Raw genomic sequence first — 24,110 nt, 5'->3', positions numbered from 1 at the left:
GTCAACCCTAGCCGCTTGGGCACGGTCTTTCCAGGCGCCGGCCGGAGAAGAACTGGTAGGACCAGTGCCAATCGCGGTGGACGCCGGCCGGGCGCCGGCCGCATGTTCGGGGACGCTGTGGCTCCGGGAGCCCGCCCGCCGGGCTCGAACAAAAACAAGATCAGAGCACCGTCAGCCCATGAATATCCTCTACGACGAGCGCGTCGATGGCGCGCTGCCGGCCGTCGACAAGTCCGCCCTGCTGGCCGACCTGCGCGCGGCCCTGCCCGACCTCGAACTCCTGCACGCCGCCGAAGACCTCAAGCCCTACGAATGCGACGGCCTCTCCGCCTATCGCACCGTGCCGATGCTGGTGGCGCTGCCCGAGCGCATGGAGCAGGTGCAGGCGCTGCTCCGGCTCTGCCACGCGCGCAAGGTGCCGGTGGTGGCGCGCGGCTCGGGGACCGGCCTTTCCGGCGGCGCGCTGCCGCTGGAGAAAGGCATCCTGCTGGTGATGGCGCGCTTCAACCGGATCCTCGAAGTGAACCCGCAGGGCCGCTTCGCCCGCGTGCAGCCCGGCGTGCGCAACCTGGCGATCTCCCAGGCGGCGGCGCCCCACGGCCTCTACTACGCGCCCGATCCGTCCTCGCAGATCGCCTGCTCCATCGGCGGCAACGTCGCCGAGAACGCCGGCGGCGTGCACTGCCTCAAGTACGGCCTGACCGTGCACAACCTGCTCAGGGTGGACATCCTCACCGTCGAGGGCGAGCACCTCACCCTCGGCAGCGATGCCCTCGACAGCCCCGGCTTCGACCTGCTGGCGCTGTTCACCGGCTCCGAAGGGATGCTCGGCATCGTCACCGAAGTCACCGTCAAGCTGCTGCCCCGGCCGCAGGTGGCGCGGGTGCTGCTGGCCAGCTTCGATTCGGTGGAAAAGGCCGGCCGCGCGGTGGCCGAGATCATCGCCGCCGGCATCATCCCCGGCGGGCTGGAGATGATGGACAACCTGTCGATCCGCGCCGCCGAGGACTTCATCCACGCCGGCTACCCGGTGGACGCGGCGGCCATCCTGCTGTGCGAGCTGGACGGCGTGGAAGCCGACGTGCAGGACGACTGCGAGCGCGTCGACGGCGTGCTGCGCGCGGCCGGCGCCACCGACGTGCGCCTGGCCTGCGACGAGGCCGAGCGCGTGCGCTTCTGGGCCGGGCGCAAGAACGCCTTCCCGGCCGTGGGGCGCATCTCGCCGGACTATTACTGCATGGACGGCACCATCCCGCGCCGCGAGCTGCCGCGCGTGCTGCACGGCATCGCCGAGCTGTCGGAGGAATTCGGCCTGCGGGTGGCCAACGTGTTCCATGCCGGCGACGGCAACATGCACCCGCTGATCCTCTTCGACGCCAACGTGCCGGGCGAGCTGGAGCGCGCCGAGGCCATCGGCGGCAGGATCCTCGAACTCTGCGTGGCGGTGGGCGGCAGCATCACCGGCGAGCACGGCGTGGGGCGCGAGAAGATCAACCAGATGTGCGCGCAGTTCAACAGCGACGAGCTGACCCTGTTCCATGCGGTGAAGGCGGCCTTCGACCCGGACCGCCTGCTCAACCCCGGCAAGAACATCCCGACCCTGCACCGCTGCGCCGAGTTCGGCGCCATGCACGTGCACCACGGCCAGCTGCCCTTCCCCGACCTGGAGCGTTTCTGATGCACGACGCCAGCGCCGCCCTGCTCGACCAGGTGAACCACGCGCTCAACGCGAAGCTGCCGCTGCGCATCCGCGGCGGCGACAGCAAGGCCTTCCTCGGCCGCCCGGTGAACGGCGAGGAACTGGACACCCGCGCCCATTGCGGCATCGTCAGCTACGACCCGACCGAGCTGGTGCTGACCGCCCGCGCCGGCACCCCGCTGGCGGAGATCGAAGCGGCGCTGGACGCCGCCGGGCAGATGCTGCCCTGCGAACCGCCGGGGTTTTCCGCCGCGACCTTCGGCGGCATGGTCGCCGCCGGGCTCTCCGGCCCGCGCCGGCCCTGGTCGGGCGCGGTGCGCGACTACGTGCTGGGCACGCGGGTGATCACCGGCCACGGCAAGCTGCTGCGTTTCGGCGGCGAGGTGATGAAGAACGTCGCCGGCTATGACCTGTCGCGCCTGCTGGCCGGTAGCTTCGGCTGCCTGGGGCTGATCACCGAGGTCTCGATGAAGGTGCTGCCCAAGCCGCGCATGTGCGCCAGCCTGCGCCTGGAGATGGACGTCCACCAGGCCCTCGGCGAGCTGGCCGAATGGGGCAGCCAGCCGATCCCGATCACCGCCGCCTGTTACGACGGCGAGGCGCTGCGCCTGCGCCTGGAAGGCGGCGAAGGCTCGGTCTGTTCGGCGCGCCTGCGCCTGGGCGGCGAGGAGATCGACAGCGGTTACTGGCAGGACCTGCGCGAGCAGCGCCTGGACTTCTTCGCCGGCCCCGGCACGCTCTGGCGCCTGTCGCTGCCCAACGCCACGCCGGCCCTCGCGCTGCCGGGCGAACAGCTGATCGACTGGGGCGGCGCGCAGCGCTGGCTGAAGTCCGACGCGGACGCCGGGCTGATCCGCCACAGCGCCGCCGAGGCCGGCGGCCACGCCACCCGCTACGCTCCTGGCGACGACAGCTTCCACCCGCTGCCCGTGCCCCTGCTGGTCTATCACCGCCGCCTCAAGGAGCAGCTCGATCCCCAGGGCATCTTCAACCCCGGCCGGATGTACGCGGAGGTCTGATGCAAACCAACCTGAGCGAACACGCCAAGCAGCTGCCCCGCGCCGAGGAGGCCGAGCGCATCCTGCGCTCCTGCGTGCACTGCGGCTTCTGCACCGCCACCTGCCCCACCTACCAGCTGCTGGGCGACGAGCTGGACGGCCCGCGCGGGCGCATCTACCTGATCAAGCAGGTGCTCGAAGGCCACGAGGCCAGCGCGAAGACGCAACTGCACCTGGACCGCTGCCTGACCTGCCGCAATTGCGAGACCACCTGCCCCTCCGGGGTGGACTACCACAACCTGCTGGACATCGGCCGCGAGGTGGTCGAGCAGCAGGTGCCGCGCACCCTGGGCGAGCGCGTGATGCGCCGGGGGCTGCGCGCCGTGGTGCCGAATCCCGTGCTGTTCGGCGCCCTGGCCAAGGCCGGCCGGGCGCTGCATCCGCTGCTGCCGGAGAGCCTGCAGAACAAGCTGCCGCGCCATCCGCGCCCGCCGGTCGAGCGCCCGCAGCCGCGCCACGCGCGGCGCATGCTGATGCTCGAAGGCTGCGTGCAGCCGGCGCTTTCGCCCAACACCAACGCTGCCGCCGCGCGGGTGCTGGATCGCCTCGGCATCAGCGTGATCCCGGCGCCGGACGCCGGCTGCTGCGGCGCCGTGGACTACCACCTGAACGCCCAGGCACAGGGCCTGGACCGCGCGCGGCGCAACATCGACGCCTGGTGGCCGTCCATCGACGCCGGCGCCGAAGCCATCGTGCAGACCGCCAGCGGCTGCGGCGCCTTCGTCCGCGACTACGGCCACCTGCTGGAGCGCGACCCGCAGTATGCGGCCAAGGCCAGGCGGGTCAGCGAACTGTCCCGCGACCTGTCCGAGGTGCTGCGCGACGAGCCGCTGGAAGAGCTGCAGCTGCACGGCGACCGCCGCCTGGCCTTCCACTGCCCCTGCACGCTGCAGCACGCGCTGAAGCTCGGCGGCACGGTGGAAGGCGTGCTCGCGCGCCTGGGCTTCAGCCTCACCGGCGTGCCGGACGGCCACCTGTGCTGCGGCTCCGCCGGCACCTATTCGCTGACCCAGCCGGCCCTCTCGCGCCAGTTGCGCGACAACCGCCTGAAGGCGCTGGAGAGCGGCAATCCCGAAGTGATAGTCACCGCCAACATCGGCTGCCAGACGCACCTCGACGGTGCCGGGCGCACGCCGGTGCGGCACTGGATCGAACTGGTGGAGGAAGCGCTGGCCGATGCGCCGTCGCCCTCCCTCGGCACGACGAAAAACCCCAAGGGCGAGGTGGAAACATGCAGCACAAAGTCGTTCTGACCCAGCACGAAGTCGGCCGCATCCTTGCCGCCGCGCGTGACGAGGCGCAGCGCAACCAATGGGCGGTGACCATCGCCATCGTCGACGACGGCGGCCATCCGCTGGCCCTGGAGCGCCTCGACGGCTGCGCCGCGGCCAGCGCCTACATCGCCACCGAGAAGGCCCGCAGCGCGGCGCTCGGCCGGCGCGAGACCAAGGGCTACGAGGAGATGGTCAACGGCGGCCGCACTGCCTTCGTCACCGCGCCGCTGCTCACCTCGCTGGAGGGCGGCGTGCCGGTGCGGGTGGAGGGCGAGGTGGTCGGCGCGGTGGGCGTTTCCGGGGTCAAGGCCGACCAGGACGCCCAGGTGGCCAGCGCCGGCGCCACGGCCCTGGCCCGGGACGCCACGCCGTGACCCCGTACGCCGGCCGACACGGACGACAGGTGCCCCGCGCAGGCCGGGGCCCGGTCGTCGTCGCCCCCGGGCGAGCCGCCGGCAAAATCCTCCGACGCGCGCCCGCACCCGTGTTCAGAAGCCCCGCCACGCACCGTGTTCCGGGGCTTTTTCAATGGACGCCGGCGCGCCGCCGCCCGTCCTTCCGCCACCCGGCGAACGCACCGCCGGCCGCCCTCATCCACCGCTGACGCTTTGCCTCTGCATCCACAACAACAAGGGACAATCCCCATGCAAACCTGGCAGCAGCTCTACACCCCGCTTGGCAGCCTCGGCCTCTCGGCCCTGGCCGCCCTCGTGCCGATCGTGTTCTTCTTCCTCGCCCTGGCGGTGTTCCGCCTCAAGGGCCATGTCGCCGGCGCCATCACCCTGGCGCTGTCGCTGGCGGTGGCGATCCTCGTCTACGGGATGCCGGTCGGCATGGCCTTCGCGTCCGCCGTCTACGGCTTCTTCTACGGTCTCTGGCCGATCGCCTGGATCATCGTCGCGGCGGTATTCCTCTACAAGCTGACGGTCAAGAGCGGGCAGTTCGAGATCATCCGCAGCTCGGTGCTGTCGATCACCACCGACCAGCGCCTGCAGGTGGTGCTGATCGGCTTCTCCTTTGGCGCCTTCCTCGAAGGCGCGGCGGGCTTCGGCGCGCCGGTGGCGATCACCGCGGCGCTGCTGGTCGGGCTGGGCTTCAACCCGCTGTACGCGGCGGGCCTGTGCCTGATCGCCAACACCGCGCCGGTGGCCTTCGGCGCCCTGGGCATCCCGATCATCGTCGCCGGCCAGGTGTCGGGCGTGGACGCCTTCAAGATCGGCGCCATGGCCGGGCGCCAGTTGCCGATCCTGTCGGTGATCGTGCCGTTCTGGCTGGTGGCGATGATGGACGGCTGGCGCGGCGTGCGCGAGACCTGGCCGGCGCTGCTGGTGGCCGGCGGCGTGTTCGCCGTCAGCCAGTTCTTCACCTCCAACTTCATCGGCCCGGAGCTGCCGGACATCACCTCCGCGCTGCTGAGCATGGTCTGCCTGACGCTGTTCCTGCGCGTGTGGCAGCCCAAGGCCGTGCGCGAGCAGGAGGTTTCCGCGATCAACGCCGACGGCAGCGCGGTGCTCGGTGGCTTCGGCGGCAGCGCCGGCAATGGCGGCGAGTCGCGGTACAGCCTCGGGCAGATCCTCAAGGCCTGGTCGCCCTTCCTGATCCTCACCGTGCTGGTCACCATCTGGACCATGAAGCCGTTCAAGGCGATGTTCCTGCCCGGCGCCGCGCTGGAGAGCTGGGTGGCGGTGATCAACGTGCCCTGGCTCGACCAGCTGGTGCTCAAGGCGGCGCCCATCGTCGCCAACCCGACGCCGATGCCGGCCATCTACAAGTTCGACCTGGTCTCGGCCAGCGGCACGGCGATCTTCCTCTCGGCGCTGATTTCGATGGTGATCCTGCGCATCGACTTCAAGAGCGGCGCGGCGACCTTCCGCGACACGCTGGTGGAGCTGAAGTGGCCGGTGCTGACCATCGGCATGGTGCTGGCCTTCGCCTTCGTCACCAACTACTCGGGCATGTCCACCACCCTGGCGCTGGTGCTGGCCGGCACGGGCGCGGCCTTCCCGTTCTTCTCGCCGTTCCTCGGCTGGCTGGGGGTGTTCCTGACCGGCTCGGACACCTCGTCCAACGCCCTGTTCGGCTCGCTGCAGGCGACCACCGCGCACCAGCTGGGGGTCAGCGACACGCTGCTGGTGGCGGCCAACACCACCGGCGGGGTGACCGGCAAGATGATCTCGCCGCAGTCCATCGCCGTGGCCTGCGCGGCCACCGGGATGGTCGGGCGCGAGTCGGACCTGTTCCGCTTCACGGTCAAGCACAGCCTGATTTTCGCCGCGTTCATCGGCTTGATCACGCTGGCGCAGGCGTATGTGTTCACGGGGGTGTTGGTGCACTGACGCGGGTTTGGGGTTGCACCTGCCGGCACGCGTCCCCGTGTAGGAGCGAGCTTGCTCGCGAACTGATTCCGCGGCGGGGGTTGTTCGCGAGCAAGCTCGCTCCTACGAAAAGCGGATGCCCTCTCCCGGAAGGGAGAGGGCATCGTTCAAGCGGCGCTGTCCCACTCGGGCAGCACCTCAGAAATCCACCTTCCCCCGTCCCGCCTTGATCGCCCCGCGCTTGCTCTTGCCGTCGAGGCGGCGGGTCTTCGAGCCCAGCGTCGGCTTGGTCGGGCGGCGCTTCTTCTCCACTTTCGCCACGCTGCGGATCAGCTCCGCCAGGCGGTTCAGCGCGTCCTCGCGGTTCTGCTCCTGGGTGCGGAACTGCTGGGCCTTGATCACCACCACGCCATCGCCGCTGATGCGCTGGTCGCTCAGCGCCAGCAGGCGTTCCTTGTAGAACGCCGGCAAGGACGATGCGCGGATGTCGAAGCGCAGGTGCACGGCGCTGGACACCTTGTTGACGTTCTGCCCGCCGGCGCCCTGGGCGCGGATGGCGTTCAGCTCGATCTCGGCGTCGGGGATCTGCACGGCGTTGGAAATCTGCAGCATGGGGAAGATTCAGGAAGGAAATGATCGTCAGGATAGCGCGCACCGCCGAGCCTGTCGCGAAGCCATCCAGCCCGCCCCGGAGCGCCCGTTCCTGACTCTTGCGTCAATTTTTGTATACGTATTTGTGTACAAATTTTTCTTGCAATGTCTTCAATTCACCATTAGAACCCAGCCTGTCACCGACCGCAGTTCACCCTGCGGGACGCCGGCCCCTTGGCAGAAAAAACAAAAACAAGACAGAGGTGCAGCATGGTTTCATCCGCGATGACGGCCCTTGGCGCCGCCCGCCCCCAACCGCGTTCCCGCCGCCGCCCGAGCACCGGCCGCTGGATCGCCCTCGGTACCGCGCTGGTCATGGCCCCGCTGGGCATGGCGCAGGCCGAGGAAGATCGCTTGTTCGAGTGGACCAGCAACACCCTGGGTTTCCGCTACGGCACGGGCTTCACCAACCCGAACAACCCGCACGACATCAGCAAGCGCATCTTCAGCTTCAGCCACGCGAACGGTTACCGCTACGGCAGCAACTTCTTCCACCTCGACGTGCTGCAGTCCGACAGCGACGACCCGCGCAAGGGCACCGACCACGGCAGCAGCGAGGTCTACGGGGTGTTCCGCAGCCAGCTGTTCGCCTCGCGGGTGTTCGACCTGCCGCAGGGCAAGGGGCTGGTGAAGGATCACGCCTTCACCTTCGGCTTCGATGCCAGCCGCAACAACAACCTCGCCTCGGCGAAGAAGCGCGCCCTGGTGTTCGGCCCCACCCTCAAGTTCAACGGCCCCGGCGTGCTGGACCTCTCGCTGTTCTACTACCGCGAGAAGAACCACTCGGGCATCCCCAACGTGCGCCACCCGGACCACACCTTCGACACCACCTACATGGTCAACCTGACCTGGCTGCGGCCGCTCCAGCTGGGCGACCACGGGGCGAAGTTCCAGGGCTTCCTGAACTACACCGGGGAAAAGGGCGAGGACTACAACGACCAGGACACCGCGCCGGAAACCCTGCTGCGCACCTCGCTGATGTTCGCCACCCTGCCGGGCACCAAACGCCTGCCGAACCTGTGGCTGGGCGTGGGCTACGAGTACTGGCACAACAAGTTCGGCGTGGACGGCGGCCGCGGCAGCCGCACCTCGACACCGACGGTGAATGTGGAGTTCACCTTCTGACGCGGTGCGCACCCTGCGCGCGATCGCGGGCATGGCTCTCTCCCACGGAGGCAGCCCCACGCACGGGGCTGCTTTCGTAGGAGCGGATCTTATCCGCGATCCGGCCGCCAGGCCGGTCCCAGGCCATCGCGGACAAGGTCCGCTCCTACGAAAAGCTGTGCACCTGCAGGAGCGGACTCCGTCCGCGATATCTCGGCACAAGGGCTGATCGCGGACGGAGTCCGCTCCTGCGGGGTGTCAGACCTCGGTGTGAATCCCTCCATGAAAAAGCCCGGCATCAGCCGGGCTTTTTCGATCATGGCGCGGGAGAAATCACTTTTCCTTGCACGCCACGCCATCCGCCGGTTCGCCGCCCTTCCAGCCCTTGTACAGGGTGGCCTCCGGGCCCTTGGTCCACCACACGTACTGGCCGGCGACGTACTTGGCGCCGGAGGCGGAGATGACGTTGGCGAACACCAGGGTCGAGGCGTCGGTGACCGGCACCACGGCCAGGCTGTTGTCGCCCTTGTTCAGGTACTGGACGCCGAACGCGCGGCCGTCCTCGCAGGTGTACGAGACGCTGCGCGAGTCCAGCTTGGCGTCGCCGGGCAGGACCAGCGCGTCGACCTGCGGCGCCTTCTTCTCTTCGCCGCCACAGGCGACGAGCAGGACCGGCACGGCGGCGAGCAGCCAAAGTGCTTTTTTCATGAATATCCCTCTGACGAAAAATGGCCCGGTCACTCTAGGAAGGATCGGGCCGCGCGGTCAATCGAGCGCGGCCCGTCCCAAGGCCGGGCAACGCCGGGGGCTCACTGGGCGTCGGGCTGCACTTCCGGCGCGGCCTGCTGGAAGGCTTCGAGGGCCTCGCAGCGGGCGGCGATGGCGAGCAGGCGCGGGCAGCCGGACAGGTCGCAGCCGAAGCGCCGCGCGTTGTACAGCTGGGGAATCAGGCAGGCCTCGAAGTAGCCGGGACGCTCGCCGAGGGACAGCGGGCCGGGCCAGGCGGCGAGGCCCTCTTCCACCGCGCGCAGGCCGGTCTCGACCCAGTGGCGGATCCAGGCGTTCTTCGCGTCGTCCGCCACGCCCAGCGGGCCGCTGAGGTATTGCAGCACGCGCAGGTTGTTCAGCGGATGGATGTCGCAGGCGATGTGCAGGGAAAGCGCGCGCACCTGGGCGCGCTGCAGCGGGTCGCGCGGCAGCAGGCCGGGTTGCGGATGGGTTTCGTCGAGGTATTCGAGGATCGCCAGGGACTGGGCGATGCGCGCCTCGCCGTCGACCAGCAGCGGCACCAGTTCCTGCGGGTTGAGCGCCTTGTAGCCGGCGGCGTGCTGCTGGCCGCCGTCCTTGACCAGGTGCACCGGCACCTGGCGGTAGGCCAGGCCCTTCAGGCCCAGGGCGATGCGCACGCGGTAGGCGGCGCTGGAGCGCCAGTAGGAATACAGGGTGAGCATGGCGGTTCTCCGGGGGCGGCCGCGCCTCATGCGCAGCCGTCCCGCACGTGGGTCACTTCTCGGAGATCACGCCACGGCGAATCTGGTCTTCCTCGATGGATTCGAACAGGGCCTTGAAGTTGCCCTCGCCGAAGCCCTGGTTGCCCTTGCGCTGGATGATCTCGAAGAAGATCGGGCCGATCACCGTGTTGGTGAAGATCTGCAGCAGGATGCCGTCGTCGCCCGGCGCGCCGTCGATCAGGATGCTCAGCTCGCGCAGCTGGTCGAGCGGCTCGCCGTGGCCGGCGACGCGGCTGTCGACCTTCTCGTAGTAGGTGTCCGGGGTGGTCATGAAGTCCACGCCGTTGGCGCGCAGCTTGCGCACGGTGGCGTAGATGTCGTCGGTGGTCAGGGCGATGTGCTGGATGCCCTCGCCGTGGTATTCGCGGATGAATTCCTCGATCTGCGAGGTATCGTCGGCCGACTCGTTGATCGGGATGCGGATCTTGCCGCAGGGCGCGGTCATCGCGCGGGAGAACAGGCCGGTGAGCTTGCCTTCGATGTCGAAGTAGCGGATCTCGCGGAAGTTGGCGATGCGCTCGTAGAAGCCGGACCAGACGTCCATCTGGCCGCGCTTGACGTTGTGGGTCAGGTGGTCGATGGCCATCAGGCCGACGGCGTTGTCGGTGGCGCTGCGGCCCTCGATGAACTCGAAGTCGACGTCATAGATGCTGTGGCTGCCGTAGCGGTCCACCAGGTACAGCAGCGAACCGCCGATGCCTTCGACGCAGGGGATGTTCAGCTCGCCGAAGTTGGCGTGGCTGCCCACCAGTTTCGCGCCCTTGGACTCGACGTAGGCGGCGGCCTGGGCGGCATTCTTCACCCGGAAGGCCATGGCGCAGGCGCTCGGGCCGTGCTTCCTGGCGAACTCGTGGACGTGGCCGGTGGGGCTGCCGTTGAGCACGATGTTGATGTCGTTCTGCTGGAACAGGAAGACTTCCTTGGAGCGGTGCCTGGCCGTCTCGGTGAAGCCCATGCTGGTGAACAGCTGGCGCAGCTGCTCGATGCCCGTGGCGTCGGGGGCGGTGAATTCGACGAACTCGAAGCCGTCGGTACCGATGGGGTTGTGCTGGTCGATCTTGGACACGGCGTTCATCCGGCCTCCTCATTGTCGTTATCGGCTGGAGCGGCACGGGGCCTTCCAGGCTCTGGAATACCTCCATCTCATCCGTCCGCGCGGCCACGGACAAGCCACCCCGACGCCCCGGCGCCCGGCCTCGCCAGGGCCGCGCGGCAAGAAAACCTTACGCCGGCCGAAGCCCCCTGCGGCACGCCGCCGCACCGTAAAGGATTCGTGACAGGATGGTGCGCCGGCGTGCCAGCGCATGCGTCCCGGCTCGCCAGCGGGCGCGGCCAGCGGCTACCATGCGGCGCATCCCCACCGCCGAATCCCGCCATGGCCCGCGCCGCTCCCCCCGACTTCGACGCCACCCCCGCGTCCCTCCGCGCCCTGGCCCGCAGCTACCCGCGCGGCCTGCACATCGAGCCGCACGCCCACGACTGGGGGCAGGTGCTCTATGCGATGTCCGGGGTGATGTGGGTGGAGACGCCGCAGGAAGCGCTGCTGGTGCCGCCCAACCGCGCCGTCTGGCTGCCGCCGCAGGTGTCCCACGGCATCCGGGTGGTCAGCGAGCTGCAGATGCGCAACATCTACCTGCGGCCGGGCACGGCGGACGCGCTGGGCGAGCAGGTGCAGGCCTTCGAGGTCGGCGGCCTGTTGCGCGAGCTGATCGTGCACCTGGTCGAACATGAGGGCGAGCCGGACACCGATTACTACCAGGCGCTGTCGCACCTGGCCGTGCTGGAGCTGCAGCGCGCCCGCAGCCTGCTGCTGCGCGTGCCGCTGCCGGACGAGTCCGACCGCCGCCTGCTGAACCTGTGCCTGGCGGTGATGGCCGAGCCATCCCAGGAAATCCCCTTCGAGCGGCACGCCGCCGACGCCGGCGCCAGCGTGCGCACCCTCGCCCGGTTGTTCCAGCGCAGCCTGGGCATGGGCTTCGCCCAGTGGCGCCGGCAGGTGCAGCTGGCCACCGCCGTGGCGCGGCTTGGCGAGGGCGTCCCGGTGAACCGGATCGCCCATGCGCTGGGCTACCAGCCGGGGAGCTTCAGCGAGATGTTCCGCCGCGAGCTGGGGGTTTCGCCATCGGAGTATGGCGCCAGGTAGCCCGTGCTTCGCAGGAGCGAGCCTGCTCGCTGACCGGGGCTGATCGCGGACGAAGGCCGGGCGCCCCGTCGCTCCTGCAAGAGCCGCACGTTCCGTAGGAGCGGACCTTGTCCGCGAAGGCCCACCACCGTCCCCACGTTGCCGGATGAACACCTGTAGGAGCGAGCTTGCTCGCGAACCACGGCTGATCGCGGACAGAGGCTGGGCGCCCCGTCTCTCCTGCAAAAGCCACACGTTCCGTAGGAGCAACTGTCTTTTACTCGAAGTCAGTTCTCCAGCAAGTGCCGTCCCGGACCATCGCATTGAGCCGTACGATCAGAACTCGCATGCAGGCCACCAACGCGACTTTGGCGCATCGGCCGTTTTCGCGTAGGCCGTGATAACGAAGAGCGAAGCTCTTCTGGTAACGAATGACCGACCAGGTTGCCATGTAGAGGATGCGTCGAATCATGCCGCGCCCTCCGCGGATACGGCGTTGCCCCGATTTCTGGCCGCTGTCGCTGTTGTAAGGGGCCAAGCCGACCAGGGCGGCGATCTGGCGACGGTTGAGTTGTCCCAGTTCTGGCAGGTAAGCCAGTAATCCTGCGACGGTTACCGGGCCTACGCCCTTGACCTGACTGAGTTGCTGGACCTGCTCGGAGTCCACCGTAGCCATGGCCTCGGCGATTTGCTCGTCATAGCTGCAAATTCTGGCCTTCAAGGCCTTGATGGCGTCCTCCAGGCATTGGCGAACGAAGGGGTCGTTGGCCTGCTGCAGGCGCCGGCGCTCATCATCGCGCTGCCCAACCAGTTGCTCGCGACGTTGCACCAGCTCTCGCAGCCGCCGGCGCTCCGGCGAAAGAACCGTACTGGGGGCTTCCTCCAGCGTTTGGGCCAGATGCGCCAGGACGGCCGCATCGATGGGGTCGGTCTTGGCCAACTTGCCCATGGCGGTAGCAAACGCCCGAACCCGTGTGGGATTCAAGCGAGAGACTGCGTGGCCGGCTCGGGACAAGGCATGCAGGACGCCTCGCTCATATCCACCGGTAGCCTCCAGCACAATGCGGCCGGGCTTCTCCTCGGCGAAGAGCGTCACTAACTGCTGATGTCCCGCTTCGTCATTGGAAACGCTCAAGCTCCTGCCCTGTGGGCGGAACCATACGGCCAGCGAGTCCTTGGCAACATCGATACCGATCCAACACGTCATGCTTCAACCCTCGTAAACTACATGGCGAGAGCGCTCTGACTGCCCACGCTTGTGGTTCGAGGTTGTACTCGTTCAACTGTTCGGGCTTTGGTCAGAGGACGGCGGGAGGCAGCTTGGGCTCCTACTCGTGCTGCTAACACTGCGGACCTGCAGCTTGCTTCCCGCCGCTCTCACCTTCGATCCTACCGAAGTCAGCAGACACAAGCGGACCTTGTCCGCGAAGGCCCACCACCGTCCCCACGTTGCCGGATGAACACCTGTAGGAGCGAGCTTGCTCGCGAACCACGGCTGATCGCGGACAGAGGCTAGGCGCCCCGTCTCCCCTGCAAAAGCCGATCCCACCGTAGGAGCGGACTCCGTCCGCGATGCTTTTGTTTCGGTGTTTGAAGTGGCCTAATGATTCTGGACACCCCGATAGGGCGTTAAGCTTCGCCCACAGCAGAGGTGTTCATGAGCAGAAGATCATTCAGTCCGGATTTCAAACTGGAAGCCGCCCGCCTGGTGGTGGATCAAGGCTATTCGGTACCGGCCGCCTGCAAGGCGATGGGGGTAGGGCCCACGGCGATGCGTCGTTGGGTGGCGCAGTTGCAGCTGGAGCGTGGCGGTCAGACGCCGGCGCATAGCAAGGCGCTGACGGCGGAACAGCGGCGTATTCAGGAGCTGGAGGCGCAAGTCCGCCGTTTGGAGCGGGAGAAAGAGATTCTAAAAAAGGCTACCGCTCTCTTGATGTCGGACGCTCTCGATTAATCAGACTGGTCGAGGCATTGGGCGAGCAGCATTCGCGTACAGAACTGTGTCGGTTATTCCGCGTGAATCGCAGCAGTGTCTACGCGGCCCACCAGCGCCAGGCCCTTGTCTGCAGACGACGGGAAGTGCTGCGTCGACGCGTAATGGAGTTGCATGCCCAGAGCCGGTGCGCAGCTGGCGCCCGAACCCTGTCGGCCGCCTTGCGCAACGAGGGTCATACCGTGGGCCGTTACCTGGCTGCCCGGCTGATGAAAGAGATCGGGCTGGTCAGTACGCAGCGCCGTAAACATCGCTACCGGGTCGCCAAGGAACAAAGCGTCATCGCGCCCAACGAACTGGAGCGTCGCTTCAATGTGGACCGCCCCAACCAGGTGTGGTGTGGGGATGTGACATACCTCTGGGCTGGTGGTCGCTGGATCTACCTGGCGGCGGTGATGGACCTGTATGCGCGCCGGATCGTCGGCTGGGCCGTGTCCAACCGTCCAGACTCACAACTCACCGGGCGTGCCTTGCGGGTGGCTTACGAAGCCAGGGGCAAACCACAGCAACTGATGTTTCACTCCGACCAGGGCTGTCATTACACCAGCCTCGAATTCCGCCAATTGCTCTGGCGCTACCACATCCGGCAAAGCATGAGTCGTCGAGGAAACTGCTGGGATAACGCCCCGATGGAGCGTTTCTTTAGAAGCCTCAAGTCGGAGTGGGTGCCGTCTTCCGGCTACGTCGATCAGACTCAAGCAGAGGCCGATGTGCTGCGTTACCTGACCGATTACTACAACCATCAACGGCCACATCGCCACAACGATTACCAGACCCCGGCACAGCGCGAAGAGCTGACCGGATAGACCTAAACCGGTGTCCAGTTTTACTTGACCACTTCAGTTTCTGCGCCGCTTCGGCGTGTGCTGGAAGATTTTGTTTCGCCCCCTCGGGCGACCTACTTTGTCAAACGCCACAAAGTAGGCAAAGGTCTCTGCCCCTGCATCCGGGTCCCGCTTCGCGGGACTTCCCTCGCTCCATCGAAGTTTCAGGGGCCCGCGTTGACGGGCCATCCCTGGCCCGACAACGCTCTCGCGGCATCCATGCCGCTCGACCCCTGAAACTCCGATTCCGCTCGGCCTCCTGAAGGGGCGCTCAGGTGCGCGCGGAGGTTTCTCTGGAAGTCTTCAAAAGCCAAAGCCCAGCGCGCTTGGGGGGGACTGCTCTTGTAGGAGCGGACCTTGTCCGCGATCAGCCCCACTCAAGAGCTTCGCGGACAAGGTCCGCTTGTGTCTGCTGACTTCGATAGGATCGAAGGTGAGAGCGGCGGGAAGCAAGCTGCAGGTCCGCAGTGTTAGTAGCACGAGTAGGAGCCCAAGCTGCCTCCCGCCGTCCTCTGACCAAAGCCCGAACAGTTGAACGAGCACAACCTCGAACCACAAGCGTGGGCAGTCAGAGCGCTCTCGCCATGCAGTTTACGAGGGTTGAAGCATGACGTGTTGGATCGGTATCGATGTTGCCAAGGACTCACTGGCCGTATGGTTCCGCCCACAGGGCAGGAGCTTGAGCGTTTCCAATGACGAAGCGGGACATCAGCAGTTAGTGACGCTCTTCGCCGAGGAGAAGCCCGGCCGCATTGTGCTGGAGGCTACCGGTGGATATGAGCGAGGCGTCCTGCATGCCTTGTCCCGAGCCGGCCACGCAGTCTCTCGCTTGAATCCCACACGGGTTCGGGCGTTTGCTACCGCCATGGGCAAGTTGGCCAAGACCGACCCCATCGATGCGGCCGTCCTGGCGCATCTGGCCCAAACGCTGGAGGAAGCCCCCAGTACGGTTCTTTCGCCGGAGCGCCAGCGGCTGCGAGAGCTGGTGCAACGTCGCGAGCAACTGGTTGGGCAGCGCGATGATGAGCGCCGGCGCCTGCAACAGGCCAACGACCCCTTTGTCCGCCAATGCCTGGAGGACGCCATCAAGGCCTTGAAGGCCAGAATTTGCAGCTATGACGAGCAAATCGCCGAGGCCATGGCTGCGGTGGACTCCGAGCAGGTCCAGCAACTCAGTCAGGTCAAGGGCGTAGGCCCGGTAACCGTCGCAGGATTACTGGCTTACCTGCCAGAACTGGGACAACTCAACCGTCGCCAGATCGCCGCCCTGGTCGGCTTGGCCCCTTACAACAGCGACAGCGGCCAGAAGTCGGGGCAACGCCGTATCCGCGGAGGGCGCGGCATGATTCGACGCATCCTCTACATGGCAACCTGGTCGGTCATTCGTTACCAGAAGAGCTTCGCTCTTCGTTATCACGGCCTACGCGAAAACGGCCGATGCGCCAAAGTCGCGTTGGTGGCCTGCATGCGAGTTCTGATCGTACGGCTCAATGCGATGGTCCGGGACGGCACTTGCTGGAGAACTGACTTCGAGTAAAAGACAGTTGCTCCTACGAAAAGCGTCGCCCCCTACGAAGTATCACTTTGCTCCACACAGTCCGGCCTCCTTCGCAACACCCACAAAAAAGCCCGGCACAAGGCCGGGCTTCTTCTGTCGCCGCGCGGATCAGGCAATCAGCGCCAACAGCTCGCGGGCTTCGGCCTTGGCCTTGGAGTCGCCGTTCTCGATCACCTGCTTGAGGATGCGATAGGCCTCATCCAGGTTGCCGCGGTCGATGCAGGCACGGGCCTCGTCGAGGTTGGCCAGCAGCTCGTCATGCTCGTGCACGGCGCTCTCGGGCAGTTCGAACAGCAGGTCGACCTCCTTGGCCTGGCCGAACAGGCTGGCGTGCTCGCCATCCAGTTCCAGCTCGGTGATTTCCGGCAGCTCGCGCAGGTTGCTGTGGAAATTGGCGGGAGCGATCGGCTCGGCTGCCGGGGTGCTCTTGTCGCGCTGCGGGGTCTCGAACGGGTCGAGGGAGTCCCAGTCCAGGTCCAGCGACATGTCGCTGAGGTTCAGCGCGAAGTCCTGCTGCACCTCCTCGGCGGCGGGCTGTTCGGCCGCTGCGGAGGTCTCGCCCAGCTCCAGGTCATCCCAGTCGGTCAGGGTCTCGCCGGTCGCCGCGGACGGGACGTCCTCCGGGCGTTCGAGCATCGCCGGATAGCGCGACTTGATCTGGTCGATCTGCTTCTGCTCTCCGCCCAGCGCCACCAGCTCGCGTTCCTGCTCGTGGAAGCCGGGTAGATCGCCCAGTTCGGCGAGCACCAGCAGTAGCTTCATGCGCAGTTCGCGGCGCTCGGGCTCCTGGGCGACGGCCTTGCGCAGCATGTCGCGCGCCTGGTTGAAGCGGCCGTAGGCGATGTAGATGTCCGCGCCTTCCAGGCTGTCCGCGCTGGCTGCCGGCAGGCGCACCACGCCGGCATCCGCGATCGCCGGCTGCGGGCGCTGGGCCGGCGCCGGAACGGGCGGCGGCACGGAAGCCGCCAGGGGCTTGGCCGGCGGGATGGGTTTGGCTTGCATCTGCCGGACGCCGGTGTCCGGGGCCGGCTGCGCCTCACGCTTGCGGCGCATCAACAGCAACCCGGCCAGGAGTGCGCCGAGAGCGCCCACGCCCAGCCACGGCCAGATGCTGAACGGCCCGCTCGCGGCATCGCTGGCAGGCGTCGCCGGAGCGGCAACGGCCGGCTGCTGGGCCTTGGGCGCCGCCGGGGTGGCGGGCGCCTCGCGGCGGGCCAGTTCGGCCTGCAGGCTCTGCACCTGCTGGTCGCGGCTTTCCAGGGCTTTCTGCAGCGCCTCCAGCTGCTTCTGCATGGCGTCCATGCGCTGGTTCAACTGGTCGCGCTGGGCGTTGCTCAGGGCAAGGTCGGCTTCGGCCTTGGCCAGCTCGCCATCGACTGCCGGCGAGGCGGATGCGACCGGGGTGGCCGCCGCGTCACCGGCTGAAGTCGCGGCGGGGACGGCCGCAGCGGCAACCGGTGCGGGCTGCGCGGCACTGTTCGACGCAGGCGCGGCGGCGGGCTGCGGCGCGGGTGCGCCGCCCTGCCCGGCGAACTGCTGGCCCTGCGGCAGGACCAGCGTCTGGCCGACCTTCAGGCGATGCGGATCGCCATTGACGAAGGCCTGCGGATTCAGCGCCAGCAGGCTGTCCATCAGCTGGCTGCGCGAGGCGCCGGTGCCGCCCAGGCGCGAGGCGATGCTCCACAGCGTATCGTTGCGCACGGTGGTGTAGCGCCCCTCGCCCGCCGGGATGGGCGGCGCCGCGGGCGCGCTGCGGACCGGCTCGGCGCGCCCGCCGGAGGACGGCGCGGCACCGCGCTCGGGCTGCGGGATGCTGGCGGCGACGGAGGTGCGCGCGCTGTTGTAGCTCGGCGGATCGAGCAGCACGGTGTACTCGCGCAGCATGCGCCCGTTGGGCCGCTCCACTTCCACCAGGAAGTTGAGGTAAGGCTCGTGCACCGGCTGGGTGGACACCACCCGGATGTAGCTGCGTCCGCCGCGGATCACCGGGGTGAAGCGCAGGTTCTGCAGGAACATGAAGCGCTCGACGCCGGCCTGCTCGAAGGCGTCCGGGCTCGCGAGGCGGGCGATGAGTTCGTCGGAGGTCATGTCGCCCACCTGCAGCAGGGCGATCTCCGCGTCCAGCGGCTGGTTCAGCGACGAGTGCAGTGTGATCTCGCCCAGACCAAGGGCATTCGCGTGAGCGGAAACAAACACCGAAAGCGCAGCAAGCGTCAGCGGAATCCTGTTTATTCGAGCCATAACCCTATCCCATTGTCCGGGTCTGCTAGCCGATCCCTGACCACCCGAAAGCGGTAGGCTTTGACCTGTCCACACACTGAACCGCCATGCCGGACGACAGACCGCACGCGCCCCATCACTGCACCTGAAAGGTACAGGCCGATTGATATCAGGGATTAGGTGGTGCGACGGGTTTGGTCAAGACGAAACGCCGAAAAACCGGCGAATGGTCCAGGGCAATCCAGTGTGCAACTGGCGGCCGCAGAGGAAGCCGCCAGAAAAATGGCTATCTTACCGGATTTAATGTGACGAGTTGCTCAGTTTCGCTCCAGATTCCCCAGGATCCGGCTGAGGACACGTTGACAAAGCGCAATCTCGTCCTCGGTGATGCCGTTGAGCACTTCGTTGCGCACTGCGGCGGCGATGCTCTCGATATCGGCGATCAGGACGTCGGCCTTGGGTGTCAGGGCGATGCGCTTGGCGCGGCGGTCTTCCGCCACGGCCTGGCGGCGCACCAGGCCCTGGGCTTCGAGGCCGTCGAGCAGGCGGGCCAGGGTCGGCCCTTCGACGCCGACCGATTGCGCGAGCTCGCGCTGGGTGGGGGCGGCGGAGTGGCGGGCAAGGTGCAGCAGCACCAGCCAGCGCGCTTGCGACAGGCCGAGGTGGCTGAGACGGCGGTCGAGCTCGGCCCGCCATGCGCGCGAGGCCTGGGCCAGTTGGGTACCGAAGTAGTGCTTATCGTTGTCTGCCATTGCGTCGCGAGGTTCGGAGTGGGATTCGGTCAAGTTGATTTGGCTAATTATTAGCCAGCTAATCAAGCCGCGCAATGTCAGATTGTCGCAGGGTATGACGCACCGCCTCACCACTTGGCGTACTGGTCTTCGACGAAGCCCCACAGGTTGTCGATGCGTATCTCCGGCTGGCCCGCCGGCCGCAGCACGCCGCTGAAGCGGCCGAAGATCTGCTTGAAGTTGCTCGCCAGCAGGCCGAGGTTGAGGCGCTCCTGATGCAGGCCGTGGGCCTCGAAGCGCAGTTCGACCTGGCCGTCGAAGGAATGGATGGTCCAGGGTTGCAGCGGATGGTCGCGGTCGAATTCGAAGCGCACCGTGTCGACCTTCACCAGCCGGCCGTCCAGCCAGTAGCAGTTCTCGGTGAAGCTGGTCTCGTTCACCCCGCACGACAGGTTCAGCCCGACCCGCCGTCCCTGCGCCTCGCCGGACAGGCAGGCCCAGTTCCAGAACGTCTCGCGGCGCATGTAGCCGGCGGACCAGTCGTGGTGCGCGTAGGCGTCCAGCGCGCGCAGGTCGTAGTCGCCCAGGGCGCTGCGCACTTCGCCGTGGCAGTGCACGCCGGCCACCTTGCGCGCGTAGACCCAGCCGTTCACCGCCGCCGGCGTGCACAGGCTCATCGGTTCGAAGGCCGGCTGCGCCTCGCTGAAGCGCGCATCGATGCGGGTGCCGTCGTCCAGTTCCACCAGCAGGCGCTTCTCAAGCGGTGACGAGCCGTTCTCCAGGCGCAGCCGGTTGCGTCCCTGGCGCAGCTCGCAGACGCCGTCGTCGGGGCTCTGGGAGAAACGCGATCCCCTGCCCAGCGGGCATTTGAACTGGCGTTCGAGCATCCGCCCGCTCGCGGGGTGGTAGAGGTAGACGAAGCCGACCGAGAGCAGGCTCAGATCGGCCAGGGCGCAGCCGCCGATCAGGGTCGGGCTGATCAGGCCGAAGTACTGGAACTGGTGGAAGCTGCGCCACTTGCTCAGCGCGCCGAGGCGGCGGCCCATGGGCGAGCGGAAGTCGAAGTCGCGGTGGTTGATCGTCGCCGGGGTGCCGGCAAAGATGCCGTAGTGCGGTTGGCCGTTGGGCTGGATCAGCTGCTGCATGGGCGCGGGCTCGATGGCGGGGGCCGGCGCATCCTAGCACCGGGCCCGCGGGCGCCGCAGTCACCCACGGCGCCAGCCCGGGGGACCGAATCGGCCATCGGAGAGCGGGGGACGGACCGTGACGATGCGCTGTCCATCCGTCCCCGCCGGCGCCTGTCAGGCCACGACCTGGTTGCGCCCGAACGCCTTGGCCGCGTACAGCGCCCGGTCGGCATGTTCGTAGATGCTGCGCAGCGGGTGCCCGGTCTCCGGCCACAGGCAGGAAACGCCGATGGACAGCGTCACCTCGTCCGCCGTCTGCGAGCCTTCGTGGAGGATGCCCAGTTCCTGCACGGCCTGGCGCAGCACCTCGGCGCGCTCCTTGGCCTCGCGCTCGCTGGCGCCGTAGAGCAGCACGGCGAACTCCTCGCCGCCCAGGCGCACGGCCATGTCCAGCGGACGCCGGGCGCTGGCCGCGAGCACTTCGCCGATACGCTGCAGCACCCCGTCGCCGGCCTGGTGGCCGTAGCGGTCGTTGTAGGCCTTGAAGTGGTCGACGTCGCAGAGCACCAGCGCCAGCCCCACGCTCTCGCGCTGCGCCTGGCGCCACAGGCGTTCCAGCTGGCGGTTGAAGCTGCGCCGGTTGTGCAGGCCGGTGAGGGCGTCGTGCTCGGCCATCACCTTCAGCAGGCGGCTGATCAGGAAGTGCTGGCGGGACTTGTACTCCAGCAGGTAGCAGCCCACCGCGCCGACCAGGTTGCCGAGCAGCAGGAACACCACGTTGCTGACCAGCTTGGGCAACGGCAGCCCGGCGTACAGCTCGAAGCCCACATAGGCCAGCAGGATGACCAGGGCGCAGCCCACCGCCTCGGAAAAGCGCAGGCCGATCAGGAAGTAGGCGGCCATGCTCACCAGCAGCAGGCCCTCGTAGGGGTAGCCCTGGTCCATCCGGTGGGCGATGCCCACCACCGCGGCCGCACCGATGCCGACGCTGAGGATGCAGGCCAGGCTCAGCGGCACCAGCAGGTGAATGTGGCGGCGCTGCAGGATCAGCGCGCCGCAGACGCTCAGCAGCACCAGCACGCCGACGCGCACGGCGAGCATCTGCCAGTGCAGCGGGCCGCTGATGAGGAGGAAGTCGATGGCCGCCAGCGCCAGCCAGATCAGCACGCCGATGGTCAGCGCAGTGCGCTTGAGATCGAAGCTGTCTTCGCGCAGGTAGTGGCGGTAGCGGGATTCCAGGCCGGGTTCGAAGCGCAGGCGGCGAAAGCCCCGGGAGAGCTGTTCGGCGTAGGCATTGGTGCGGACGTCGTCCAGCCAGCTTTGTTGTGTCACGTTCACCTCTTCTCGTGGAGGTCTAAGTGCCACCATAGCCGTTTGGAATGCGCGTCACAAGTTTGTCGTTTTACGCGTCATTAAACTGACGGATCACGTGCGCGCCGGTCCCTCCCCGTGTTGTAGGAGCGGACCTTGTCCGCGAAAGATCGGCGCACGGGCCTTCGCGGATAAGATCCGCTCCTACGGGAGCATGTAGCCGCGACGCCTCACGCCGAGGTCGCGCTTGATCTTGTAGGAGCGGAGCTTCTCCGCGATGCTCTGTCGCCAGGCGAAACATTTCGCGGACAAGGTCCGCTCCTACGAGAAAGACAACAGCAGCGATCAGGCTTCCAGCTCGGCCTGCAGCGCGGCGCGCACGCAGTGCAGCACGCCCAGCGGCACGCGGCCTTCGAAGCGTTCGGCGACGGCGCTGGCCGGCGGCAGCTCGCCGTCCTCGTCGAGGAAGGCGTCCTGCACTTCGCCGAGCAGCTCCTCGGGCAGGTCCAGCGCCTGCTCCAGGCTCAGCTGCTGGCGGCCGATGGCCTCGGCCAGCAGGCTGTAGACGTTCTTCTCGCTGCAATCGAGCTGGCGGGCGATCTGCGCGGGGGTCATGCCGGCGCGGGCCAGGGTCACCAGTTCATGGCGCAGGTCGGTGACCGGTGCGGGCGCTTCCGGCGCGGCCTCGGATTCGGTGAGCACGTCGAGGAAGGCCTGGCCGTAGCGCTCCAGCTTGCGCGCGCCGACGCCGCTGACCTGGGCCATGGCCGCGAGCGTGGTCGGCTGGCTGCGGAGCATTTCCAGCAGCGTCGCGTCGGGGAAGATGACGTAGGGCGGCACCGAATGTTCCTGCGCCAGCTTGCGCCGCAGGGTGCGCAGGGCTTCCCACATCTCGCGCTCCTCCTGGCGCACCAGCTGGCTGGCCGGGCTGGCGCCGCCGGAGGACGAGGACTTGCTGCGCTGCGGCTTGGGATCGCGGCGCAGGGCCAGGGTCTGTTCGCCGCGCAGCAGCGGGCGGCAGGCCTCGGTGAGGCGCAGGCCGTTGAAGCCGTCGACGTCCACATCGGCGAAACCACGGGCGACCAGTTGGCGGAACAGCGTGCGCCACTCGTCCTCGCCACGGGACTTGCCGATGCCGAACACCGCCAGGTGCTGGTGCCCGACGCTGCGCACCTTTTCGGTGTCCTTGCCCAGCAACACGTCCACCAGATGGCCGACGCCGTAGCGCTGGCCGCTGCGGTAGATGGCCGACAGCGCCTGGCGTGCCGGTTCGGTGGCGTCCCAGGTTTCCACGCCGTCGACGCAGATGTCGCAGTGGCCGCAGGGGTTGGGCATCACCTCGTCGAAGTAGGCCAGCAGCGCCTGGCGGCGGCAGCGGGTCTCCTCGCACAGCGCCAGCATGGCTTCGAGCTTGTGCCGCTCGACGCGCTTGTGGCGCTCGTCGCCCTCGGAGTTCTGCATCATCTGCCGCAGCAGCAGGACGTCCTGCAGGCCGTAGGCCATCCAGGCATCGGCGGGCAGGCCGTCGCGGCCGGCGCGGCCGGTTTCCTGGTAGTACGCCTCCAGGCTCTTGGGCAGGTCCAGGTGCGCGACGAAGCGCACGTTGGGTTTGTCGATGCCCATGCCGAAGGCGATGGTGGCGACCATGATCAGCCCTTCCTCGTTGAGGAAGCGCTTCTGGTGATAGGCGCGCAGGTCGTTGGACAGCCCGGCGTGGTACGGCAGCGCCGGGAAGCCCTGGCTGGAGAGGAACCCGGCGACCTCCTCGACCTTCTTGCGCGACATGCAGTAGACGATGCCGGCGTCGCCGCGCCGCTCGGCGAGGAAGCCCAGCAGCTGCTTGCGCGGCTGCTCCTTGGGCACGATGCGGTAGAAGATGTTCGGCCGGTCGAAGCTGGAGAGGAACTGCTCGGCGTCCTGCAGGTGCAGGCGCTGGATCATCTCCTCGCGGGTGCGCATGTCCGCCGTGGCGGTCAGGGCGATGCGCGGCACGTGCGGGAACAGCTCGGCGAGCTGGCCCAGCTGCAGGTATTCAGGACGGAAGTCGTGGCCCCATTGCGACACGCAGTGCGCCTCGTCGATGGCGAACAGGCCGATCTCCAGGCGCTGCAGGAAGGCCAGCATGCGCGGCTGCACCAGGCGCTCCGGGGCGAGGTAGAGCAGCTTGATCTCGCCGCGCTGCAAGCGGTCGGCGATCTCGCGCTGCGCGTCCGGGCTCAGCGAGGAGTTCAGCGCCGCCACCGGCACGCCCAGTTCGTCGAGGGTGGCGACCTGGTCTTCCATCAGCGCGATCAGCGGCGAGACCACCACGGTCAGACCCTCGCGCAGCAGCGCCGGGACCTGGAAGCACAGCGACTTGCCGCCGCCGGTGGGCATCAGCACCAGGGCATCGCCGCCGCTGGCCACGCGCTCGATGATCCGCGCCTGGTTGCCGCGGAAGGCGTCGTAACCGAAAACGTCTTTGAGGATGCGCTGGGCCTGATCGAGCATGGGGGACTCCGAATGAAGCCGGGCATTATACGCAAGCCGTCCGCCGGCGCCCGGCACCTTGTCCGGGAAACTTCGGAAAAATCCGCCACATGCGTCCGAACCCCGCGTCAGTGCGGGCTGCG

Annotated in this window: 19 protein-coding genes; 9 read left to right on the top strand and 10 right to left on the bottom strand. The window is 67.6% G+C overall.

The genetic code is table 11. From position 1 onward, the window contains the following. Positions 1 to 178: 178 nt before the first annotated feature. The 5 genes from glcD (at position 179) to AC3B6A_RS07680 (ending at position 6,367) form a co-directional block, all read left to right on the top strand. A complete protein-coding gene (gene glcD / locus AC3B6A_RS07700) occupies positions 179 to 1,678 on the top strand; it encodes a glycolate oxidase subunit GlcD (protein WP_488401755.1) in 1,500 nt (499 codons plus the stop codon). Further along, positions 1,678 to 2,718 (top strand): glycolate oxidase subunit GlcE, encoded by a 1,041-nt coding sequence (glcE, locus tag AC3B6A_RS07695; RefSeq protein ID WP_488401754.1) that lies wholly within the window; start codon positions 1,678 to 1,680, stop codon positions 2,716 to 2,718. The genes glcD and glcE overlap by 1 nt, the downstream gene beginning before the upstream one ends. Continuing rightward, a complete protein-coding gene (gene glcF, locus AC3B6A_RS07690) occupies positions 2,718 to 4,010 on the top strand; it encodes a glycolate oxidase subunit GlcF (protein WP_488401752.1) in 1,293 nt (430 codons plus the stop codon). Before glcE ends, glcF begins: the two co-directional genes overlap by 1 nt. Continuing rightward, the gene (locus AC3B6A_RS07685) at positions 3,989 to 4,405 is read left to right on the top strand and encodes a heme-binding protein (protein ID WP_488401751.1); all 417 of its coding nucleotides are present in this window, start codon (positions 3,989 to 3,991) and stop codon (positions 4,403 to 4,405) included. Before glcF ends, AC3B6A_RS07685 begins: the two co-directional genes overlap by 22 nt. Before the next feature lie 270 nt (positions 4,406 to 4,675). Beyond that, positions 4,676 to 6,367: a lactate permease LctP family transporter gene (locus AC3B6A_RS07680; protein ID WP_488401749.1), complete on the top strand. Its 1,692-nt coding sequence runs from the start codon at positions 4,676 to 4,678 to the stop codon at positions 6,365 to 6,367. 177 nt (positions 6,368 to 6,544) lie between these two features. On the opposite strand, the gene arfB is transcribed toward AC3B6A_RS07680, so the two are convergent. Next, a complete protein-coding gene (arfB, locus tag AC3B6A_RS07675; RefSeq protein WP_488401747.1) occupies positions 6,545 to 6,958 on the bottom strand; it encodes an alternative ribosome rescue aminoacyl-tRNA hydrolase ArfB in 414 nt (137 codons plus the stop codon). Positions 6,959 to 7,312: 354 nt separating this feature from the next. On the opposite strand from arfB, the gene AC3B6A_RS07670 reads away from it, so the two are divergent. After that, complete coding sequence (locus AC3B6A_RS07670) at positions 7,313 to 8,122, top strand: nucleoside-binding protein (RefSeq protein WP_488403541.1); 810 nt, start codon at positions 7,313 to 7,315, stop codon at positions 8,120 to 8,122. Between the two features lie 312 nt (positions 8,123 to 8,434). Here AC3B6A_RS07670 and AC3B6A_RS07665 read toward each other — a convergent pair whose 3' ends face one another. The 3 genes from AC3B6A_RS07665 to hppD all read right to left on the bottom strand — a co-directional run bounded on the left by AC3B6A_RS07665 (position 8,435) and on the right by hppD (position 10,687). After that, on the bottom strand, positions 8,435 to 8,809 hold the full coding sequence (locus tag AC3B6A_RS07665; protein WP_488401746.1) for an MliC family protein: 375 nt from the start codon (positions 8,807 to 8,809) through the stop codon (positions 8,435 to 8,437). Positions 8,810 to 8,910: 101 nt separating this feature from the next. Further along, the gene (gene maiA / locus AC3B6A_RS07660) at positions 8,911 to 9,552 is read right to left on the bottom strand and encodes a maleylacetoacetate isomerase (protein ID WP_488401744.1); all 642 of its coding nucleotides are present in this window, start codon (positions 9,550 to 9,552) and stop codon (positions 8,911 to 8,913) included. Between the two features lie 52 nt (positions 9,553 to 9,604). Further along, positions 9,605 to 10,687 (bottom strand): 4-hydroxyphenylpyruvate dioxygenase, encoded by a 1,083-nt coding sequence (gene hppD / locus AC3B6A_RS07655; protein WP_488401743.1) that lies wholly within the window; start codon positions 10,685 to 10,687, stop codon positions 9,605 to 9,607. A 300-nt stretch (positions 10,688 to 10,987) separates the two neighbouring features. Between hppD and AC3B6A_RS07650 the strand changes: the two genes are divergently transcribed. Then, the gene (locus tag AC3B6A_RS07650; RefSeq protein ID WP_488401741.1) at positions 10,988 to 11,755 is read left to right on the top strand and encodes an AraC family transcriptional regulator; all 768 of its coding nucleotides are present in this window, start codon (positions 10,988 to 10,990) and stop codon (positions 11,753 to 11,755) included. Positions 11,756 to 12,011: 256 nt separating this feature from the next. Here AC3B6A_RS07650 and AC3B6A_RS07645 read toward each other — a convergent pair whose 3' ends face one another. Next, positions 12,012 to 12,941: an IS110 family RNA-guided transposase gene (locus AC3B6A_RS07645; protein WP_488399089.1), complete on the bottom strand. Its 930-nt coding sequence runs from the start codon at positions 12,939 to 12,941 to the stop codon at positions 12,012 to 12,014. 450 nt (positions 12,942 to 13,391) lie between these two features. Between AC3B6A_RS07645 and AC3B6A_RS07640 the strand changes: the two genes are divergently transcribed. Next, a protein-coding gene (locus AC3B6A_RS07640; protein WP_488397875.1) for an IS3 family transposase occupies positions 13,392 to 14,533 on the top strand; the annotation gives its coding sequence in 2 pieces (ribosomal slippage) (positions 13,392 to 13,644 and positions 13,644 to 14,533; 1,143 coding nt in all). Between the two features lie 625 nt (positions 14,534 to 15,158). Further along, a complete protein-coding gene (locus AC3B6A_RS07635; protein WP_488398192.1) occupies positions 15,159 to 16,088 on the top strand; it encodes an IS110 family RNA-guided transposase in 930 nt (309 codons plus the stop codon). A 129-nt stretch (positions 16,089 to 16,217) separates the two neighbouring features. Here AC3B6A_RS07635 and AC3B6A_RS07630 read toward each other — a convergent pair whose 3' ends face one another. The 5 genes from AC3B6A_RS07630 to recQ form a co-directional block, all read right to left on the bottom strand. Then, the gene (locus AC3B6A_RS07630) at positions 16,218 to 18,350 is read right to left on the bottom strand and encodes a FimV/HubP family polar landmark protein (protein WP_488401739.1); all 2,133 of its coding nucleotides are present in this window, start codon (positions 18,348 to 18,350) and stop codon (positions 16,218 to 16,220) included. A gap of 296 nt (positions 18,351 to 18,646) precedes the next feature. Then, entirely contained in the window at positions 18,647 to 19,081 is a 435-nt protein-coding gene (gene slyA, locus AC3B6A_RS07625) for a transcriptional regulator SlyA (RefSeq protein WP_488401737.1), read from the bottom strand. A 107-nt stretch (positions 19,082 to 19,188) separates the two neighbouring features. After that, the gene (locus tag AC3B6A_RS07620) at positions 19,189 to 20,205 is read right to left on the bottom strand and encodes a DUF2804 domain-containing protein (protein ID WP_488401736.1); all 1,017 of its coding nucleotides are present in this window, start codon (positions 20,203 to 20,205) and stop codon (positions 19,189 to 19,191) included. 156 nt (positions 20,206 to 20,361) lie between these two features. Next, entirely contained in the window at positions 20,362 to 21,525 is a 1,164-nt protein-coding gene (locus AC3B6A_RS07615; RefSeq protein ID WP_488401734.1) for a GGDEF domain-containing protein, read from the bottom strand. Between the two features lie 318 nt (positions 21,526 to 21,843). Continuing rightward, the gene (recQ, locus tag AC3B6A_RS07610; protein WP_488401732.1) at positions 21,844 to 23,988 is read right to left on the bottom strand and encodes a DNA helicase RecQ; all 2,145 of its coding nucleotides are present in this window, start codon (positions 23,986 to 23,988) and stop codon (positions 21,844 to 21,846) included. Between the last annotated feature and the right edge of the window lie 122 nt (positions 23,989 to 24,110).

It is taken from the genome of Pseudomonas sp. B12(2026) (assembly GCF_057767015.1).
The sequence above is the reverse complement of the archived record's forward strand: the minus strand, read 5'-3'. Positions and strand labels throughout refer to the sequence as shown.